23 protein-coding genes and 1 pseudogene are annotated in these 18,110 nt (G+C 53.8%); 11 read left to right on the forward strand and 13 right to left on the reverse strand.

Going from position 1 to position 18,110, the window contains the following annotated elements; translation table 11 throughout:
* From ELY33_RS12670 to hisI, 5 genes are all read left to right on the forward strand, one after another.
* A partial coding sequence (locus ELY33_RS12670) for an ATP-binding cassette domain-containing protein (protein WP_126943443.1) occupies positions 1-687 on the forward strand: 687 nt, incomplete at its 5' end.
* On the forward strand, positions 677-1,477 hold the full coding sequence (locus ELY33_RS12675) for a metal ABC transporter permease (RefSeq protein ID WP_126948281.1): 801 nt from the start codon (positions 677-679) through the stop codon (positions 1,475-1,477). The genes ELY33_RS12670 and ELY33_RS12675, both read left to right, overlap by 11 nt.
* A gap of 69 nt (positions 1,478-1,546) precedes the next feature.
* Positions 1,547-2,767, forward strand: coding sequence for a zinc metallochaperone GTPase ZigA (gene zigA, locus ELY33_RS12680; protein WP_126948282.1), 1,221 nt, complete (start codon positions 1,547-1,549; stop codon positions 2,765-2,767).
* 121 nt (positions 2,768-2,888) lie between these two features.
* Positions 2,889-3,815 (forward strand): GTP cyclohydrolase FolE2, encoded by a 927-nt coding sequence (folE2, locus tag ELY33_RS12685; protein ID WP_126948283.1) that lies wholly within the window; start codon positions 2,889-2,891, stop codon positions 3,813-3,815.
* A 73-nt stretch (positions 3,816-3,888) separates the two neighbouring features.
* The gene (gene hisI / locus ELY33_RS12690) at positions 3,889-4,242 is read left to right on the forward strand and encodes a phosphoribosyl-AMP cyclohydrolase (RefSeq protein ID WP_340148127.1); all 354 of its coding nucleotides are present in this window, start codon (positions 3,889-3,891) and stop codon (positions 4,240-4,242) included.
* Positions 4,243-4,415: 173 nt separating this feature from the next.
* Here hisI and ELY33_RS17980 read toward each other — a convergent pair whose 3' ends face one another.
* The 3 genes from ELY33_RS17980 to dksA all read right to left on the reverse strand — a co-directional run bounded on the left by ELY33_RS17980 (position 4,416) and on the right by dksA (position 5,738).
* Complete coding sequence (locus ELY33_RS17980; RefSeq protein WP_208644240.1) at positions 4,416-4,763, reverse strand: hypothetical protein; 348 nt, start codon at positions 4,761-4,763, stop codon at positions 4,416-4,418.
* 46 nt (positions 4,764-4,809) lie between these two features.
* Positions 4,810-5,157, reverse strand: coding sequence for an ArsR/SmtB family transcription factor (locus ELY33_RS17985; protein WP_208644241.1), 348 nt, complete (start codon positions 5,155-5,157; stop codon positions 4,810-4,812).
* Positions 5,158-5,348: 191 nt separating this feature from the next.
* A complete protein-coding gene (gene dksA / locus ELY33_RS12700; protein WP_422822296.1) occupies positions 5,349-5,738 on the reverse strand; it encodes an RNA polymerase-binding protein DksA in 390 nt (129 codons plus the stop codon).
* 154 nt (positions 5,739-5,892) lie between these two features.
* Between dksA and ELY33_RS12705 the strand changes: the two genes are divergently transcribed.
* Positions 5,893-6,543: a DUF1826 domain-containing protein gene (locus tag ELY33_RS12705; RefSeq protein ID WP_126948286.1), complete on the forward strand. Its 651-nt coding sequence runs from the start codon at positions 5,893-5,895 to the stop codon at positions 6,541-6,543.
* Between the two features lie 16 nt (positions 6,544-6,559).
* A pseudogene (locus tag ELY33_RS18395) lies at positions 6,560-6,970 on the forward strand (IS30 family transposase); the annotation flags it as partial.
* Between the two features lie 332 nt (positions 6,971-7,302).
* Here ELY33_RS18395 and ELY33_RS12715 read toward each other — a convergent pair.
* The 4 genes from ELY33_RS12715 to ELY33_RS12730 form a co-directional block, all read right to left on the reverse strand.
* Positions 7,303-7,623: a DUF427 domain-containing protein gene (locus tag ELY33_RS12715; RefSeq protein ID WP_126948288.1), complete on the reverse strand. Its 321-nt coding sequence runs from the start codon at positions 7,621-7,623 to the stop codon at positions 7,303-7,305.
* 208 nt (positions 7,624-7,831) lie between these two features.
* Positions 7,832-8,383: a hypothetical protein gene (locus ELY33_RS12720; RefSeq protein ID WP_126948289.1), complete on the reverse strand. Its 552-nt coding sequence runs from the start codon at positions 8,381-8,383 to the stop codon at positions 7,832-7,834.
* Between the two features lie 28 nt (positions 8,384-8,411).
* Entirely contained in the window at positions 8,412-8,747 is a 336-nt protein-coding gene (locus ELY33_RS12725) for a zinc ribbon domain-containing protein YjdM (protein ID WP_126948290.1), read from the reverse strand.
* Between the two features lie 115 nt (positions 8,748-8,862).
* Complete coding sequence (locus ELY33_RS12730) at positions 8,863-9,429, reverse strand: pyridoxamine 5'-phosphate oxidase family protein (RefSeq protein ID WP_126948291.1); 567 nt, start codon at positions 9,427-9,429, stop codon at positions 8,863-8,865.
* Between the two features lie 176 nt (positions 9,430-9,605).
* Between ELY33_RS12730 and ELY33_RS12735 the strand changes: the two genes are divergently transcribed.
* A complete protein-coding gene (locus ELY33_RS12735; protein WP_126948292.1) occupies positions 9,606-10,574 on the forward strand; it encodes a zinc-binding metallopeptidase family protein in 969 nt (322 codons plus the stop codon).
* A 19-nt stretch (positions 10,575-10,593) separates the two neighbouring features.
* Here the strand turns inward: ELY33_RS12735 and ELY33_RS12740 are convergent, their stop codons facing one another.
* The 4 genes from ELY33_RS12740 to trpB form a co-directional block, all read right to left on the reverse strand.
* Entirely contained in the window at positions 10,594-11,058 is a 465-nt protein-coding gene (locus tag ELY33_RS12740) for a YpsA SLOG family protein (protein WP_126948293.1), read from the reverse strand.
* Between the two features lie 78 nt (positions 11,059-11,136).
* Positions 11,137-11,457 (reverse strand): hypothetical protein, encoded by a 321-nt coding sequence (locus ELY33_RS12745; RefSeq protein ID WP_126948294.1) that lies wholly within the window; start codon positions 11,455-11,457, stop codon positions 11,137-11,139.
* A 200-nt stretch (positions 11,458-11,657) separates the two neighbouring features.
* Positions 11,658-12,494: a tryptophan synthase subunit alpha gene (trpA, locus tag ELY33_RS12750; protein WP_244208606.1), complete on the reverse strand. Its 837-nt coding sequence runs from the start codon at positions 12,492-12,494 to the stop codon at positions 11,658-11,660.
* A 20-nt stretch (positions 12,495-12,514) separates the two neighbouring features.
* Positions 12,515-13,732 (reverse strand): tryptophan synthase subunit beta, encoded by a 1,218-nt coding sequence (trpB, locus tag ELY33_RS12755; RefSeq protein WP_126948296.1) that lies wholly within the window; start codon positions 13,730-13,732, stop codon positions 12,515-12,517.
* A gap of 127 nt (positions 13,733-13,859) precedes the next feature.
* Here trpB and ELY33_RS12760 point away from each other — a divergent pair, with 127 nt between their 5' ends.
* Positions 13,860-14,753 carry a LysR family transcriptional regulator gene (locus ELY33_RS12760; protein WP_126948297.1) on the forward strand — a complete coding sequence of 298 codons (894 nt, stop codon included), beginning with the start codon at positions 13,860-13,862 and terminating at the stop codon, positions 14,751-14,753.
* A gap of 76 nt (positions 14,754-14,829) precedes the next feature.
* On the opposite strand, the gene ELY33_RS12765 is transcribed toward ELY33_RS12760, so the two are convergent.
* Both ELY33_RS12765 and ELY33_RS12770 read right to left on the reverse strand, forming a co-directional pair.
* Positions 14,830-15,432 carry a glutathione S-transferase N-terminal domain-containing protein gene (locus ELY33_RS12765; RefSeq protein WP_126948298.1) on the reverse strand — a complete coding sequence of 201 codons (603 nt, stop codon included), beginning with the start codon at positions 15,430-15,432 and terminating at the stop codon, positions 14,830-14,832.
* Between the two features lie 85 nt (positions 15,433-15,517).
* Positions 15,518-15,907, reverse strand: coding sequence for a VOC family protein (locus tag ELY33_RS12770; RefSeq protein ID WP_126948299.1), 390 nt, complete (start codon positions 15,905-15,907; stop codon positions 15,518-15,520).
* 222 nt (positions 15,908-16,129) lie between these two features.
* On the opposite strand from ELY33_RS12770, the gene ELY33_RS12775 reads away from it, so the two are divergent.
* Positions 16,130-17,065 (forward strand): glycerophosphodiester phosphodiesterase, encoded by a 936-nt coding sequence (locus ELY33_RS12775; protein WP_126948300.1) that lies wholly within the window; start codon positions 16,130-16,132, stop codon positions 17,063-17,065.
* Positions 17,066-17,658: 593 nt separating this feature from the next.
* On the forward strand, positions 17,659-18,072 hold the full coding sequence (locus tag ELY33_RS12780) for a hypothetical protein (RefSeq protein WP_126948385.1): 414 nt from the start codon (positions 17,659-17,661) through the stop codon (positions 18,070-18,072).
* The last annotated feature ends 38 nt before the right edge of the window (positions 18,073-18,110 follow it).

Below are 18,110 nucleotides of genomic sequence, written 5' to 3' on the forward strand. Positions count from 1 at the left end.
CAGCGCGTGCTGGACAATATCAACCTGGTGCTCGAACGCGGTCGGATTGTCACCTTGATTGGCCCCAATGGGTCCGGTAAGTCCACGCTGGTCAAGACACTGGTAGGCGCGATCAAACCGGCGGCTGGGCGGATCATATGCGCCCCCGATATCAGGATTGGCTATGTCCCCCAGCGCTTGCACTTGGACCCCACCCTGCCAATAACGGTACGCCGCTTCGTTAACCTGCCCAAACGGCATGCCAGCCGTGACATTGCCGAGGCGCTGGAACAGGCGGGTGCCGGGCACCTGCTGAATGCCGCCATGAATCACCTTTCCGGCGGCCAGCTGCAGCGCGTTCTGCTGGCCCGCGCATTACTGACCCGCCCTTCACTCTTACTGCTTGATGAAGCCACGCAGGGGCTGGATCACCGTGGCGTGGCCGATTTCTATCAGCGCATCGAACAGATTCGGCAGCGCTCCCAATGCGCGGTATTGATGGTCAGCCACGATCTGTATGTGGTCATGCGCACGGCCGATCATGTTATCTGCCTGAACGGGCACATCTGCTGTGAGGGGCAGCCCGAAAAAGTCGCGTCATCGCCCCAGTACCATGCACTTTTCGGTGACCAGACCGCCAGCACCTTGGCCTTTTATCGCCATCAACACGCTGACCACCACGATAAGGAGACGCGCCATGCTGGATGACTTCATGTGGCGTGCCGCCCTGGCAGGGCTGGGCGTTGGGCTGGCGGCCGCACCGCTGGGGTGTTTCGTCGTCTGGCGGCGGATAGCCTATTTTGGCGATGCCACCGCCCATGCCGCCATTCTGGGCGTAGCGCTCGCTCTGCTGTGGAATATTTCAATCTTCGCTGGCGTCGTCTCAATCGCCTTGCTGATGGCCATCAGCGTCTCGTTGCTGAGTGGCAAAGGCTATGCCATGGACACCTTGCTCGGCGTGATGGCTCACTCCGCCCTGGCCATCGGCTTGGTCGCCGTCTCCTTTGTTGCGGGCGTGCGAATCGACCTGCATGCCTATCTGTTTGGCGACATTCTCGCCGTGGGGAAAACCGACCTTGTGATTATCTGGTCCGGCGCCATTCTGGTCATTGGCCTGATGCTATGGCGCTGGCAGGCGCTGCTGACCGCCACGCTGAACGAAGAGCTCGCCCATGCCAGCCACATCAATCCGCGCCGTGAACAACTGGTATTAACCATCGCGCTTGCCATTGTGGTCGCCGTGGCGCTCAAGGTGGTGGGCGCACTGCTGATTGCTGCCCTACTGATCATTCCCGCTGCAACGGCGCGCCCCTTCAGCCGCACCCCCGAACAGATGGCCGTGATCGCCGCCGTGATTGCCATGGCCGCCACCACCGGCGGGCTTCGCGCCGCCTACACCTTTGACACACCGACAGGCCCCACCATTGTTTCTCTGGCTGCGGCTTTTTTTGTGATCAGCACCCTGGCATCACAGGGCTGGCAACGGTTTGCCTCTTAACGCTGAACACTAACAACAGATGCCTACCCCTTTTTCCTATTACTTTTTCCACTATAAGGTTCAATTGTTATGAGCGATCTTGTTACCCAGCTTCCCGTTACCGTCCTTTCCGGATTTCTGGGGGCCGGTAAAACCACGGTACTCAATCACATCCTCGCCAACCGCGAAGGCCGCCGGGTGGCGGTGATTGTCAATGACATGAGCGAGGTCAACATTGACGCCGCTATGGTGCGCGGCAATGCTGACAACGAGCAGGACGTGTCTCTGAACCGCCGAGAAGAAAAGCTGGTGGAAATGAGCAACGGCTGCATCTGCTGCACCTTGCGCGAAGACTTGCTGATTGAAGTCAACCAGCTGGCCAGGGAGGGCAAATTTGATTACTTGGTGATTGAATCCACGGGGATTTCCGAACCGCTACCGGTCGCGGAAACTTTCACCTTTGAAGGTGAAGATGGCCAGAGTCTTTCCCAAGTCGCCCGCCTGGATACCATGGTCACCGTGGTCGATGGTGCTAATTTTCTGGAACAGTACCGCGAAGCCCAAAGCCTGGCAGAGGCTGGTGAAAGTTTGGGTGAGGACGACGAGCGCAACGTCGCTGACCTGTTGGTCGACCAGATCGAATTCTGTGATGTGCTGCTGGTCAGCAAGACCGACCTGATCAACGAAAACGAATTGGCGGCGCTGAACGCCATTCTGCATTCGCTTAATCCGGAGGCCGAGATCGTGCCTATTGCCCAGGGCCAGGTGCCACTGGAAAAAGTGCTGGATACGGGAAGTTTCAACTTTGAACGGGCGCAGCTGGCACCCGGCTGGCTCAAAGAAATGCGCGGTGAACACGTACCGGAAACAGAAGAATACGGCATTGCAAGCTTTGCCTACCATGCCCGCCGCCCTTTCGACCCGCAGAAGTTTCACGACCTGCTGCATGCCGACTGGTTTGGCGAAGGGTTATTGCGCTCCAAGGGCTTTTTCTGGCTGGCCACCCGCCCGCAGTTTGCCGGGCAATGGAGCCAGGCTGGCGGTATTGCCCACTATGCCCAGGCAGGCATGTTCTGGAAGGCGATCCCCGAAGCCAATTGGCCGGATGACCCCGAATACCGTGGCTACATCATGGAAAAATGGCAGGAGCCCTTCGGCGATATGCGTCAGGAACTGGTCTTTATCGGCCAGAACATGGATAAAACACGCATGATAGAAGCGCTGGACAACTGCCTGCTCAGCGAGGAACAAGTGCTCGACGGCATGGAAGCCTGGCGCCAGCTCCCCGATCCCTTCCCCGCCTGGGAGTGAGCGTTTGACAGCCGCTGACATTATCCTCCTCTCATACCATCGGTTTAGCGCTTTCAACAGGCAACCGGAAAAAAGGCCGTCGGCATGCCTCACATATTAGGGTCTAACTAGAGGACCATCGATGAATTCCCCTCTGAACAAAGAAGCCATACGTCCAGCCAGACACCTCGATGATGTTGCCAGCGCAGCGTCACCGCACAAAGGCACCTTAAGCTGGGTCGGCATGGAAGGAATCGCCTTGCCCCTTCTCGTCGCAGGCCAAGCGATTGCGGCTCGCGCTTCAGCAGGCGTCAGCCTAGATGCCCCGGACACACGCGGCATTCATATGTCACGCCTTTACCTGGCACTGGCCGAGCTGGAACATCAGGAACTGTCACTGGCCAGCATCCGTTCATTATTGGATACCTTTCTGGACAGCCATCAAGGCCTTTCAGAGCAGGCGTTTCTTGAACTCAACGGTGAAGCACTATTGAGACGCCCCGCCTTGATCAGCCCCCTGTCAGGATGGAAAACCTACCCCTTTGCGTTGCGCTGTCGGCGGACTCCCTCCGGCACGCAATTGATACTTAACGTCAGCATTGGCTATTCCTCCACCTGCCCGTGCTCCGCCGCCCTATCGCGGCAATTGATTCAGCAAGCGTTTGAAGAAGACTTTAACGATATCCCTGTCAGCCGAGCCGCTGTACATGCCTGGCTGGGCAGCGAGCAAGCCATATTGGCGACGCCCCACAGCCAGCGCAGTCAAGCCCACCTTTCGTTGCGTTTGACGCCTGATATTGATGAATTGCCGCTCCTTGATGTGATTAACAGTGTCGAAAAAAGCCTGGGCACTGCCTTGCAAACCGCTGTTAAGCGCGTTGACGAACAAGCCTTTGCGCTGGCCAACGGTCAAAATCTGATGTTCTGCGAGGACGCAGCCCGGCGGCTGCATGCAACCTTGAGCCATCAGCCGGCTGTCGAAGGCTTTGCCTTGCGTATCGTTCATGCAGAAAGCCTGCATGCGCACGATGCCGTGGCCCGCAGCGAGTGGAACTGGGAACCCGTGTAATGAATATCTGAATGAATATCTGGACGCAGCTGGAAAACGCTGAGGTCGGTGACACTAAACACCTCTGGAAACGGTGATCGACGCCATCCCATGGAACACCGACGGATTGATCACCGCCATCGCCCAGCAGCACGACAGCGGTGAGGTACTCATGCTGGCCTGGATGAACCGCGAGGCGTTACTCGAAACGCTAACGACTGGCCAAGTGTGCTACTGGTCACGCTCACGGCAGACCCTGTGGCGCAAGGGTGAGAGCTCCGGTCATCGCCAGCGGCTGGTCGAATCGCGACTAGACTGCGACGGCGACGCAGTGCTGCTAAGGGTTGATCAGCAAGGGTCCGCTTGCCATACCGGGCGACCCAACTGCTTTTACAACGCCATTCGCAAAGAGACGGTTGAGGTCATTACCGCGCCGTTGAGCCATTGATATATAAGCCGCCAAACGCCTAACAGGGCACGACGCCACAGTAGCCAGATGCAACTCTTCAACACCCTGACGCGCCGCCCTCAAAGACAACTCATGGTATTTTTAGAAGCGTCCATATAAGTGCCTTAGACGGACAACAGTTTCATCTGTTGTCCGATGCGCCCGTCCTGGTTTTAACGAACAACAGTCACAGGGCCGTGATCGTCACAGTGATCACCATGAGGATGATGTAAATGGCCATCGACTAAGTAGTCGACATGGTCGCCATGGGGAATGGCTTCGTGGCCGCAATCTGGGCCGTGTACGTGGTCCGCATCATGACCTGCACATTGGTGATTAGGTGTGCACGCATCAGGGTTTTTGTCCGACACTTCAAGCACATGCTCATCAACATGGTCGCCATGAGGATGGTGCAGGTGACCATCGTGCAAGTAATCGACGTGACCGTCATGCTTAATTTGCGTATGACCGCAATTCGGGCCGTGCTCATGCGGGTGGTTTTGATGGATATTGCAGCTCATCGTTATCTCCTTGGATTGCATAGCCAAGTTAAAGTGATAGTAGGTATTACACTGACGCTTTCATCTCTTCATCGGCATGGGCCAGCGCGTTTTCAATCAACTCAACAACATGCTGATCGGCCAAGCGATAGTAAAGATGCCTCGCATCGCGGCGTCGGACCACTAGGTTTGCGTCAAACAGCACCTTCAGACGCGCTGATACCGTTGATAACTTATTCCTGTCATCCACAAGATCACCAACACAACGCTCACCGTCTTTTAGTGCAAACAACAAGGCCATTCGAGAAGGATCACCGAGAGCTTTAAACAGCGCAGCGATAATGTTGAGGTGCTTTTCGCTGGGTAGCATGGCGACTACACTTTTTTGCTGACCATGTTCTTGGCAAAACTTCATAATGGCCTCAGTGGATCATTTCAATATTCAATGTAATATCGTTATGTTAGTTGACATAACATCTTCCTGCAAACTTCCAGCAAAAAAACGTATCAGAAAATCGCTCACCCTCTCCACCGTTAGCGCGTAAGGCGACGAGGCAGTTTTCCCTTACCCGCAAAAGGCAGGCAGTCTCCGCTTTTACTCCCGTATCACTCGCCTCTAGCCTTACGAAAATGATGTTCCTTGCGCTCTTCGCGCTCCTTCGCTTCGATACATAGGCGTGCCGTGGGCCGGTACAGCAGGCGTGGAATACCAATTGGCTCGCCGGTCTCCTCACAATAACCATAATCGCCGCTTTCAATACGTTTAAGCGCCGCATCAATATTCTGAATTAATCGGCTTTCTCGATCCGCCTGACGCAGAGATAAACGCAGCTCTTCCTCAAACGATGCCTGATCGGCTTCATCCGCATCGCGTTCGTGAGAGGCTATTGTGGCTTTCACTTCCTGTAAGTGTGCTTCCAGTTCAGCGCGCTCCGCCATCAAATGCCGACGAAAAAAGGCCAACTGAGCGACATTCATATAATCCTCTTCAGGCATAGCCTGAATATCGGCTTTGCTTAACTCACCGCCGATTGACGAAAAGTGTACTTCTGTTAGCGACATGGATTGACCCTTAGCGACATTAAACGTTATAACATAACATAAATAATCATCCGAATAATTAACGATTCATACGATTCAGGAGCTTTTCATGCCGTCACTTGCTACCTCTCACCCTCACCTACCGAGACATGCCACTGCTGATACAGATATCAGCGTATTGCCGCGTATTTTTGAGGATGCCTATAATATCGCTATCCTTCAGCGCCGCCTTCCTGCCGATGTTGCCTTGAGCGCCCAGGCGCAATGCCTGACACAACGCCCCTGGCAATACAGCTGGCTGGGCAGCCCGGATGAAGCCTTCATGGCAGACCTGCGCCGCCAGCTGCCCGCACCGGAGGCCGCCACACCGCTGCTGGACGATATGGTGACCATTGCTGAGGCCATCGCCTTTCTGTTCGATACCGAAACCATAGGGATTCGCCTGCGCTTGCTTAACAGTGCCATGTGCCCACGTTTTCACTGCGACAACCTGCCAGTACGCATGGTGACGACCTACCACGGCCCCGGCAGTGAATGGCTTCCTGAGCACGCCACCAATCGCGCAGGCTTAGGCGCTCCTAACCCGAACCGCCCGGAAATTGTTACCGACGACAGCGCTATTCAACGCCTGGCAGCGGGTGATATCGCCCTGATCAAGGGAAGTGGCTGGGAAGGCAGTGAGGAACACGGCCTGGTGCACCGCAGTCCTTCCATGACAGAGGGCGAAACACGCCTGTTAATGACCATCGACCCCGCTTAGCTTGATTTGATCTTAGGTAGAGCGTCGTAGCGGTTACCTCCTAGCGGCAGGGTTGCCCAATATCTCAGCGGAGCTGACGCAAGCAGCCATGGTCCGGCTGCTGAAGCCTCGCCGGGGTGCTGTTAAGATTATCACTCTGGACAACGGCTCGGAGTTCGCCGACCACGCAGCCGTGGGCAAGGCGATGACCGCAGATACCTACTTTTGCGATTCTTATTGTTCAGGGCAACGTGGAAGCAACGAGAACACCATTGACTTAATGCGACAGCACTTCTCCAAGGGAACAAACTTCCGTAAGGTCATTGGCGCTGAGCTGCGTAAGGTGGTCAGGAAGCTGAACGACCGCCCTCGAAAGTAAATCAGTTACCGGACACTGGCACAGGTTTTTCTGGAAAAATACTCAGGCGCCCTGGACACCGCAGGGTCGGGTAGACCAGGCGATTGCTTTCCCGGCCCCCACAAGATCCGGACGTGCGCAATTAACGTATCCGGCTCCTCAATCAAAAGCTTCGCTGAAGGATTCAACATCGGTGGATAATCCTTGCCCATGGCAACGGTAGCGCCTTACGCAGTACCTCTACCCGACCCCAAATGTTGCGCGCCTTCTGGAACCGTCGTTCCAGCCATTTAATCCAACAGCGCTCCACTCAATATCGGAATGCCTACAGTGCTTTGAGGTGTTAATTTTTGTTAGTTTGTATATCCAAAATTCGCGCGCCTGCTGCATTTTCCGGAATGGCCGCTCAGGGTCGAAAAGAGTCATTTACTCACTTCCTTATAAAACGCCACCCTACCCGCAATAGCTTCCATACCTTCAATCGGTTGCTCGTAGCTCCAGGCGATATCCTGAATTCGGCCCAGCGAGAAATGCACCGTATTACCTTTGAACGGGCAATAGCTGGATTCTGAAACGTTGAGTAAGTCCATTCGCACGTCTTCACAGGGGAAGTAGTGGCATGGCGGGTAGCCGCGTTCGCGGAGTTCAAGCGTATTGGTGGAGTCGGCGATTAACGTGCCATCAGCCTGCGCCTGCACGCGTTGGCTAATTGAGTAAGGCTCAATGCGTGGGGCATTTTGCATTAGGTTGTTCCCTGCGGCGTTTATCGCTCTAGTAAAATTAGCCTAGCAGCTAAATTAGCTTAAGCCCACCAGAAAGAAGTAGCACTTTAGGCTACGAGGTTGGCCTGGGTCAGGGTTGCGGGATGACTGGCGTACTGCCTGCTTTATATTTCAGTGATTTAATTATCGCGCGCTGAAGCTCGCTTAATGCTGTTTGCTAAGCGGGCTATTAGCCGTGGAGGTTGATATCGACCCCTTTGCGTTTCATGGCGGCAAGGAAGTCATAGAGTGATTCGTTATCAAAGGCGTTCATGGCGAAATCAAGTTTGAAATAGTCGCCGTTACTTAACACAAACGTCAGCCGTGAAGCGGCTTTGCTTTTAGCGCCGCCCTGCCCATACGTTGGCTTTTGCATGGTGTGCATGTGGGTGCCGATGTGTATTTTTTTAACGTTACCCACCGGCAGTTCATGTTCAATGGTTCGCCGCCCTGAAATGCCTTTCACGATGAGCTGCTTATCGCTTAGGGAAAGCTGGTATGACGCCAGGGATCTCGTCAGCCATTTCACATAGATGTAAAACAAGCCGCCCAGTAACAGCACACCGCTTGGTAGCCCTACTGTTTGCGCGACGGCTTGCTCCATGCCAAAGAACTGCATGAGCCCCCAGATAGTGAGCCCAGCAAATAATGCGCCGTAGAGAATGAGCGCAACCAGCACCATGGGCATCCAGGCGGAAAATGACTTCACGATTTGTTCTTGCGTGTTAACGCTGACGTCCATGGTGGCTCTCTAGGCGTGTGAGGGTGATTCAGGCTTTCTTCACAAACTGGGCGGTGACCATCATGTCGCCTGCGCCGTCTACTTTGCAGTCTAGCTGGTGGTCTTTGCCTTCTTTTAGCCGTTTGATGACAGCTTTGGTGCCAATCTTGAGCACGATTGAGCTGCCTTTAACCTTGAGGTCTTTGATGAGCGTTACCTTATCGCCTTCGGCAAGCAGGGTGCCGTTGGCATCGTTCACCGTGACGCTGTCTTCCGCTTCTACCTCGGAAGGGTTCCATTCGTGGGCACACTCTGGGCAAATAAACAGGCTTTGATCCTGATAGACGAATTCAGATTGGCAGTTGGGGCAAGGTGGGCATGACATAAAAGGTGGCTTCTGTGATTTGGTTGGCTGCTTATGATACTGAGCCTTTTAAGCCTTGGCGACTGCCTAGCGGATATAGAGTGTGGGTATCGAGGGTATAAGCATTGTAAGCCTGTTAAGGAATCAACCACTGCCCTGCCCAGTGGTCTTCCCGTGAGAACAGGGCGCGGCGGTGTTGCGGGCCAAGGTGTAGCGCATCAATGGTGTTGATGTGGAATAGCAATACGGCAAAGGCCTGCTGATCCGGCGTTTTGGTGTACGCCAACGAATCGGCGATGGGTTCACCAGGAGCGGAGCCGCTGCTGTAGGCACTTCGGGAATGTTCCGGCACGCGTTGCCAGTGTTCGTAGGCGGCGTCCCCCGTGAGAATCGTCACGCCTGCCTCGATGCGTGTTTGCAAGTGGGCGCTGGCGTCCCATACGTGCAGCGCGGCCACAGGGTTGGCACGAAGTGCGCTTACTTTATCCGAATGAATGTCGGTATACAGCGCGAGTGTGGCGGCCTGTTTATCCACGCTACGCAGTACCACCGTGCGTGCCTGGGGCATGCCGTTCGTGCTTACAGTCGCCAAGGTTGGGTGCCGCGCGGGGGCGTGGCGGTCGTGTACCCCTCTAATAAGGCGTGCCCAGAGGTGGTCGTAGAGTTGCGGCAGCGTTTCGGCCCAAGTATGTTGGCGTTGCATGGGGTAGCACCTTATTGTGAGATATCGTAGTTTGCCTGTATCACAATTTCAGCGCAAAACGCTGCTTGTGGAAGCATGTTGGTACAGCGCAACGGGCAATGCTCTGCAATCGTCGTTGGACGTACCCTAGCATTGCCGCCTAGACTAAAACCTCATTTCTTTTGGATACCCGACCTATGCGTGTGTTTTCTAATCCGGTCGGTGCCGGTTCACTTTGGTTTGATAATTTGGTGACCGCAAACGGCGTTCCCGTTGCTTACGACCCGCAGGCGCGGGCATTTCTTCCGATGCCGCCTTTTTGCGCGAACCGTGAAGTGATTGGCTGTAACTGGATTGCGCCTAAGCAAGGTGAGTTCTGCCGTGCCTGCGCGATGACGGCCCTAGCACCCGACCTTTCTATTCCAAATGCGATGTCCAACTGGGCGCAAACGGAAGCGGCGAAACGCTGGGTGATCGATAACCTGGGCCGCTGGAACTGGTTTCGCCCGGAAGACCCTGGTGCGCCACCGGTGTTTCATATGCTTGCCGAGGGGGAAATTCCTGTGCCCATGGGGCATGTCGGCGGCGTGGTTACTATCAGTGTGGCAGAAGCAGATGCGGTGCTGCGCACAACGCGCAAAGAGGCGTTGGATGAGCCATACCGCACGATGATTGGCCATATGCGCCATGAAATCGCTCATATGCTGTGGTGGCGGCTAAGTTTACGGGATGATTTTTTGGATGCGTTTCGTGAGATGTTTGGCGATGAGCGGGAAGATTATCCGGCGGCGCTACAGCGGCATTATGAAAATGGCCCACCAGCCGACTGGCGGCAGCGGTTTTTGTCGACGTATGCGTCTTCCCACCCCCACGAGGACTGGGCGGAAACCGCTTCGCACTTACTTCACCTGACTGATATCACCGATAGCTTTATCACGTCGGGCATGACATCACCGGCGTTGCCTAATATCCATGGTTGGGATGCTTACGCCGAGCCGGACGCCGAGCGGTTGATTCATATTGCAGCATCACTGGTGGCCGGTGTTAACCATGTGAACCGTTCTATGGGCTTATCAGATCTCTACCCGTTTGTGCTTTCAGACGCCGCGATGCGCAAGCTAGCTTTTGTGCATAATTGGCTACGGCGCGGCGCCCAAGGGCTTTAAAAAACGCTTTAAGCCTAGCCTAACGTGATTGCTTTATCACCAGTTCAATCACCTGCTTGACGTAAGCGTATATTACCGGGCAGGTACTGGCCCTGGGGCCTGCTATGTTAAGTACGCTTACGTGGTAGTCGTGCACGAAATCGGCCAGCAGCATTGCCGCGTGAAGTGGGTCGATCAGTTCGATATCAATCAGCTTGTAGGGCTTTGATTGCTGAATACAGAAGAGTGAGGTGGCTTCTGTTCCCCCTTGAAGATACGACGCATAGAAAATGGCGGTGCCGTCCGCATTCTCTACATTTTTGTGGTTACGCTGACGGTAATCACCGCTCACTTCTTCTAGGGTGTAGACGCTGCTCATCGGCCCGTCTTCAGCCATTCTTCCAACGGGACACGTTCCGCCAATGGGGAAATCGAGTGTTAATGCAGCATCGAGTGCCGCCCTATCAGCGCCTGTTTGGCCGCCACTTATAATTTTGGAAAGCATAAGTTAGTCATGTGCCTCTAACCAGCAGCAAATGCATTGCCACAGGGTGGTAGTCATTGAAAACGAGCGTTGTAAAACCTACTGTCCGAAGCCTATTCCTAAGCGCAGCGCTTGTAGGCCATCGAACTCAACGCTTACGTCGTCAGAAAACACTGGGTGACCCTTTACCACCATGTTCACTGCTGCCTGAGAACCACGATAGGTGACGGTTACGGTTAGCTCTGCAGAGGTATTAACCGGCGCCAACAAGCCATACTCGACGTCATCAACACTCACCGAAGACAGGCCGCGGTCATCTAGCTGCTGCTGCACCTCTTGTTTTACGGCGACACCGTAATAGATATAGATGCCTACGTAGCCAATAGCCAGTAATACAATCAGTGAAAAAAGCTTGCCCATTATTTTCCCCAGGGTGACAAAATCCTTGTGGTTGCCTCCTTCAGCTGGCAACCGCGAGCGGTGATAATGCCTGTGGTAGCAGGAAAACAACAAGTAATGAAAAATGAACATTTTTTACAAACGAGACACAAGAGTACAAAAAGAGCAGGCGCTGCTGGCCTGCCCTTTCTTAACATAGCGTTCGTTTTACTCTGTTTGTATCAACAGGCTTGCCGCTCGCTTGCTTTACGACATGCCCTGACACTTTCGGCCAATTCGCTGACTAAGCCATGCACGCGTTCAACAGCTTCATCGGGCGTGTTGGCATGTTCGATGCAGTCGACAAGCGCGGAACCAACCACTACTGCGTCGCTGAAGCGGCCAATGGTAGCGGCTTGCTCGGCGGTGCGAATACCAAAGCCCACGGCAATTGGTAGTTCAGTGTGCTCGCGCAGTTCTCTAACAGCGCTTTCTAACCGCTCTGGCGTTGGGGCGCTGCCACCCGTTACACCTGCCACTGACACGTAGTAGATAAACCCTGAGGCGTTACCCAGCACTTTGGGCAGCCGTTTGGCATCGGTGGTGGGCGTTGCCAGGCGAATAAAATCAATTCCGTGCTTGGCCGCTGGCTGGCAGAGTTCCTCATCGTGTTCGGGGGGAAGATCCACCACAATCAGGCCATCTATCCCGGCCTTGGCGGCATCCGTTAGAAAGCGCTCTACGCCGTAACAGTAGATGGGGTTGTAATAGCCCATCAGTACAATCGGCGTGGTGCTGTTCTGTTCACGGAACGAGCGCACCATTTCCAGCGTTTTAGCTTGGGTTTGGCCGCCTTCCAGGGCACGCAGCGCCGCTTTTTGAATAGCAGGGCCATCGGCCATGGGGTCGCTAAACGGCATCCCAAGTTCGATGATATCCACCCCCGCTTCTGGCAGCCCGTGCAGTAGTCGGCGAGAGGTCTCGGCGTCCGGGTCGCCAGCGGTTAAGTAGCTAACCAGCGCTGGGCGGTTTTGCTGTTTGAGCGCGGCAAAGCAGCGTTCAAGACGGGTGGTGGTCATAACGGTCTCCTGTGTTGCGCTCATCGATTTTTCACCCCGAATTTATCGCCTAAGTGATGGGCCACGCTCATCATGTCTTTGTCGCCACGGCCACTGAGGTTAACCACCATTAAATGCTCACGGGGAAGCGTGGGCGCACGCTTGGCTACTTCGGCCAGGGCGTGGGCCGTTTCCAGCGCGGGAATAATGCCTTCCTGACGGCAGCAAATCTGAAAGGCTTCCAGCGCTTCGTCGTCAGTGGCAGACACGTACTCTACCCGCCCCTGCTCATAGAGCCACGCATGCTCTGGCCCAATGCCAGGGTAATCCAGCCCGGCTGAAATTGAGTGGGCATCGGTAATCTGGCCATCTTCATTTTGCAGCAGGTAAGTGCGGTTGCCATGAAGCACGCCGGGCGTGCCGCCGTTTAGGCTGGCGGCATGCAGGCCGCTTTTGACACCTTTCCCGCCTGCTTCAACACCAATCATCTTCACTGCGGGGTCGTTAATAAAGGGGTAGAACAGCCCCATGGCGTTCGAACCACCGCCGACACAGGCAACCAGTGAATCCGGTAAGCGCCCCTGCTTTTCAATCATTTGCGTGCGGGTTTCATGACCAATCACCGCCTGGAAGTCTCGCACCATCGCGGGGTATGGATGCGGCCCGGCTACCGTGCCAATAATGTAAAAGGTGTCGTCAACATTCGTTACCCAGTCGCGAAGCGCTTCGTTCATAGCGTCTTTTAGCGTTCCGGTGCCAGAGGTGACCGGTACAATTTCGGCACCCAGCAGTTTCATACGGAATACGTTGGGCTGCTGGCGCTCAATGTCGGTGGCGCCCATGTAAATAACGCACGGCAGGCCAAAACGTGCCGCAACTGTGGCGGTGGCTACCCCGTGCATACCGGCACCGGTTTCCGCAATGATGCGCTTTTTACCCATCTGCTTGGCCAGCAGCACTTGGCCAATGCAGTTGTTAATTTTGTGCGCGCCGGTGTGGTTTAGCTCTTCGCGCTTGAGATAAATACTCGCCCCGCCAAAATGTTCCGTCAGGCGCTCAGCGAAGTAGAGCGGGCTTGGCCGCCCTACGTAATCGCCTTGGAAGTAAGCGAGCTGGCGCTGAAATTCTGGGTCGTTCTTAGCGGCAGTGTACTCATCCTGCAGCTCCAGAATCAGCGGCATCAGGGTTTCAGCGACAAAACGGCCACCGAAGCTGCCAAACAGGCCGTTGGCGTCGGGCAGGTTTACAAATTGGTTCATCACGACCTCTGCGTATTGGGCGGTGCGAATTAAGTTGCAATGAAGGTAGCGCAAGCAGTCGGGAAGAAAAATCGATAAGATGGCAGCAACATGTGAGCTGAAATCAACTGTTAACACAGGACAAGCCATGCGACATAGCCTGCCACCGTTAAGCGCCCTGCGCGCCTTTGAAGCTACTGCCCGGCTGGGTAGCGTAACAGCAGCTGCAGATGAACTAAGCGTTACCCACGGTGCCGTTAGCCGCCAGCTAAAGAGTTTAGATGACTATTTTGGTGTAGCGCTATTTGCCAAGTCGGGGCGTGGGCTGGTGCTTACTCACCACGGTGAGCAACTCCAAAGCGGTGTAGGCGAGGCATTTACTCGCCTGCGCGACAGTTGCGCCGCGCTCAAGCATGAAGTGCAAGAAGCGCCCTTTACCCTGGCCTGCCCCGGCAGCCTATTAGCGCGCTGGCTGATTCCCCGGCTGGATCGCCTTCACCGTGACCTCCCCGCGCTTAAACTGCAGGTAGTGGTGAGTGACACCGAGCAACCCGGTAAGCCTGCTGATGCCAGCGCTACGCTGGCATTTACTGAACCGCCCTGGCCTGCGGATGTGGAGGTTATCCCGCTAATGACCGAACAGATTTGCGCCGTGGTTAGCTCACCGTTAGCCGTGCAAATCGACTCTGCCCAACCAGAATCGCTGTTTGCCAACACATTGTTAGTGACCGCTTCACGACCCCAGGCGTGGCCGCAGTGGGCCAGTGCCAAAGGGCTTGACCCAAACGCATTAAAAGCCGCGCTTCAGCAAGGCCAAGGCTTTGACCATCTTTATTATTTGATAGAAGCGGCGGTGGCGGGTTTGGGTGTTGCTATCGCACCTAAGCTACTCGTAGAGGATGATTTGAACAGCGGGCGGCTAATCGCCCCGTGGGGTAGCATCGAAACGCCCGCACGGCTTTGTCTTTTGCTGCCCAAACACGCCAACCTTCGCCGCTGCGAGCCGCTAGCCCAGTGGCTTAAGCGCGAGCTTAAAGGGTAAAGCAATACTCATCGACATTGTTTGCTAAACAGACATAGCTTGCTAAACAGACATAGCTTGCCAAATAGAAAGTTTGCTAAACAAAGGCGGTTTGTTGAAAACTATCCCTGGTAATCACTGCGGCATGCCATTCCTGCAACGCTGGGTGTTCTTTCTTCCAGTTTACTTCAGGCAATCTGAAAGCTAGGTAATCTAATGCGACAGCGGTGGCGATTTCACCAAGAGTAATCGACGGCGTTAACTGGTTTTCGTGAAGCTCATCACCTAACTGCTGCGTTATTCGCTGGATGGCCCGCTGACGTCTTCGCCCGAGTTCACGTTGATCAATTTCAGCGCCATCGTGTTTTCTCGCGATCACCGTTGCGAAGGCCGCGTCCATTAAGTTTTGCCCAAGCCCTGCCAGATGGAGCACATCAACCAACTGAGAAGCTGGCATCATAGGCACGCCAGGGCTGACGCTATCAAGGTAAACAGCGATCAGCATCGACTCGCTCAGTGTCGTGCCATCGTCAGTCACTAATGCAGGAATTCGCCCGGCGGGATTAACTGCTAACAGCCCGCTGTCGTCTGCCCAGGGGTCGCACCAGCGCAAAGTAACGTCGTCTGCCAGACCTTTCTCTAACAAGATGATCCGCGCTAGACGCGCATAGGGCGAGGTTGCATTAAGGAAAAGTTGCATTATTTCATCCCTTTCTGATCAGAGAGAGCAGGATGACCTCTATCAACCGGTCATTTCGCCTTCGGTAATTAGGACATTGTTGGTTCTAGCGATGGGGATAGACCACAAATGCCAGCTTATTGCCGTCGGGATCTCGCACATAAGCCGAATAAAACCCTGCGCCATATTGAGGTCGATACCCCGGTGCACCTTCATCGCTGCCACCGTTGTGCATAGCTAACTGATAGAGCGTATCGACTTCTTTAGGCTCAGTGAATTGAAACGCTGTCATAGTGCCGTTGCCAACGCTCGCTGGGTAACCATTAAAAGGGAAACCAACAAAGAACCTTGGCACATTGACATCATCGGGGTCGCCAAAAGAAACGCAGGCATCGTCTTGCCAACATACATCTAATTCCATAGTACTGAACAACGGAACATAAAAGTGAAGTGCCCGCGCCAGGTTATGCGTACCCACCATCGTGTAAGCAATCATTGCGGTTACCTCTTGTGGGCTGTGTAATGGAAAGCGCGACCATTTAACAATGGATGAGATTAAGAATAGCCGATGTTGTACCGGGTTAAGCGTTGAATGCCACGCGCACCTGCCAAAGCAAAAGCATGCCTTCTTTTAACAAGCCGAAATAAGTGACCTATTTGGCATTTGCATAGTGAGACCTGTAGGATAATTGAACAGTCGTTCAATTAAGGAGTTTATATGCAACGTCATCCGTTGATTATTGCCGTTTCACTGGGTCTTTTTGCTGGTGCTGCTTCGACCACTGCATTCGCAGAGGCAACGCCTCTAGAGCAGCAGCTAAAGGATCTGGAATCGTTTCAAGTGATTGCTCATCGCGGTGCCAGCGGACATGCGCCGGAAAGCACCATGGCCGCCTATGAATTGGCTCATGAGTGGGGTGTTGATTACTTGGAACTGGACGTTCAGCTCACCTCTGACGGTGAGTTAGTAGTGTTCCATGATGATGCTATCGACCGCACAAGTGATGGTGACGGCAGCATTAATGATCACACATTAGAACAATTGAAGGCGCTGGATACCGGCACGTGGTTCAATGAAACTAATGCCGATAAAGCAAATGTAGCCTTTGAAGGAGCACAAATACTCACATTGAAAGAGCTATTTGAGCGCTTCGGCCATGATGCCCGTTACTACATTGAAACCAAGTCGCCTCAGTTAAACCCGGGTTTAGAGGAAGCCTTAGTTGAGGCACTTGAAGACTACGAAATGATCGAAAATGGCCGCGTGCTAGTACAATCATTTGAACAGGATAGCTTACTCAAAGTCCGTGAGCTGAATGAACATATTCCTCTCATCCAGTTGGTGTGGTACTCGCCCAATGAGGAAGATAACGGCCGATTAGTGGAGTGGACCGGTATTACACCGGCACCAACAGAAATCACTGACGAAGACTTTCAGGCAATCGCAGCCTACGCGGAAGGCATCGGCACTAACGTGACATATAACGGCGAAGACGTTATTGGTGCGGACTTCATTAGTCAGGCTCAGGAAAATGGTCTTCCGGTGCACATTTACACCATCAATGAAACTGATGAAATGCAGCGTTTACGGGAGTGGGGTGTCAACGGCTTATTTACCAATTACGCTGACCGGCTTCTTGAACTCGAGGACTAACCCCGTTTGGTTCATCGCTTTTACGCCCGGCTTTAAGCCGGGCGTTTTAGTTAATCAGGGCAAATCTGTGTAACGCTTCACAATCTCGATAGCCATTAGCGTTAGCTTCGCTTTTGAGAAGTAGAACGATTGAGCACATGTATTTAGCGCTTTGCGTACTGCCCACTTGTGTCATGGTTATTAAATATTGCTATGCAACATTTCTAGATGAACCCTACGTTCCTCGTCGCCCGATTCGTTGATTGAGAAGTAGGTAAGTTCAAAAAAATTGATGTAGGGTTAAGATTGTGCTGATTCAATTTGCCGATGCCGGGGTGTGGTACAAAAGATCTTACTCGCTATCACACAGACTATGTATATAACGATATATGCATATAACAACGGTTCGCCTCTAAATACTGAAGAGGAGTAAGCGTCATCACCTCACACACCCATATCTCACATACCTATATCTCACACACTTATAACGTGCTAACAAGAGTGGCATGGTGCGTAGACTTGGCGTTCGGCAGGCAATGGATAAGATTTTCGCGATGCCGCTTTTTTACTTAATGCTTATCACTTTTAAACGAATCACACGGTGTTCAGTGTGGATGGCGCTGGCTTTTCTTGCCGGGCCTATTCACGCACAGTCCGGTGATCATGATGCCGCCATATTTTTGGTAGCACACCCTGCGGTCGCCACGCAGTGGCTAAACCGAGACACGACACGGGCTATTTTTGCCATGCGCCAACGTACCTGGCCGGATGGTGACGCCGTCCAGGTGTTTGTGCTGCCAAACCGAGACCCTGTACATGCTCGCTTCACCAAAGAGCAGCTCGCCGTTTACCCACATCAACTGCAGCTGGCATGGGATCGCATGGTGTTTTCAGGCATGGGCCAAGCGCCTAATCGCGTTGCTGATCAACTCGAAATGCGCGAGAAGATTGCCAATACTCCCGGCGCGCTGGGATATCTTGAAAGGGAGTACCTGGATGAAAATATCCATGTTATTTCGATGGAATGAACAATTTTCTGTTAGCCGTATACCTATCACATTCATGT

The organism is Vreelandella andesensis (assembly GCF_003989795.1).
Taxonomy (GTDB): Bacteria; Pseudomonadota; Gammaproteobacteria; order Pseudomonadales; family Halomonadaceae; genus Vreelandella; species Vreelandella andesensis.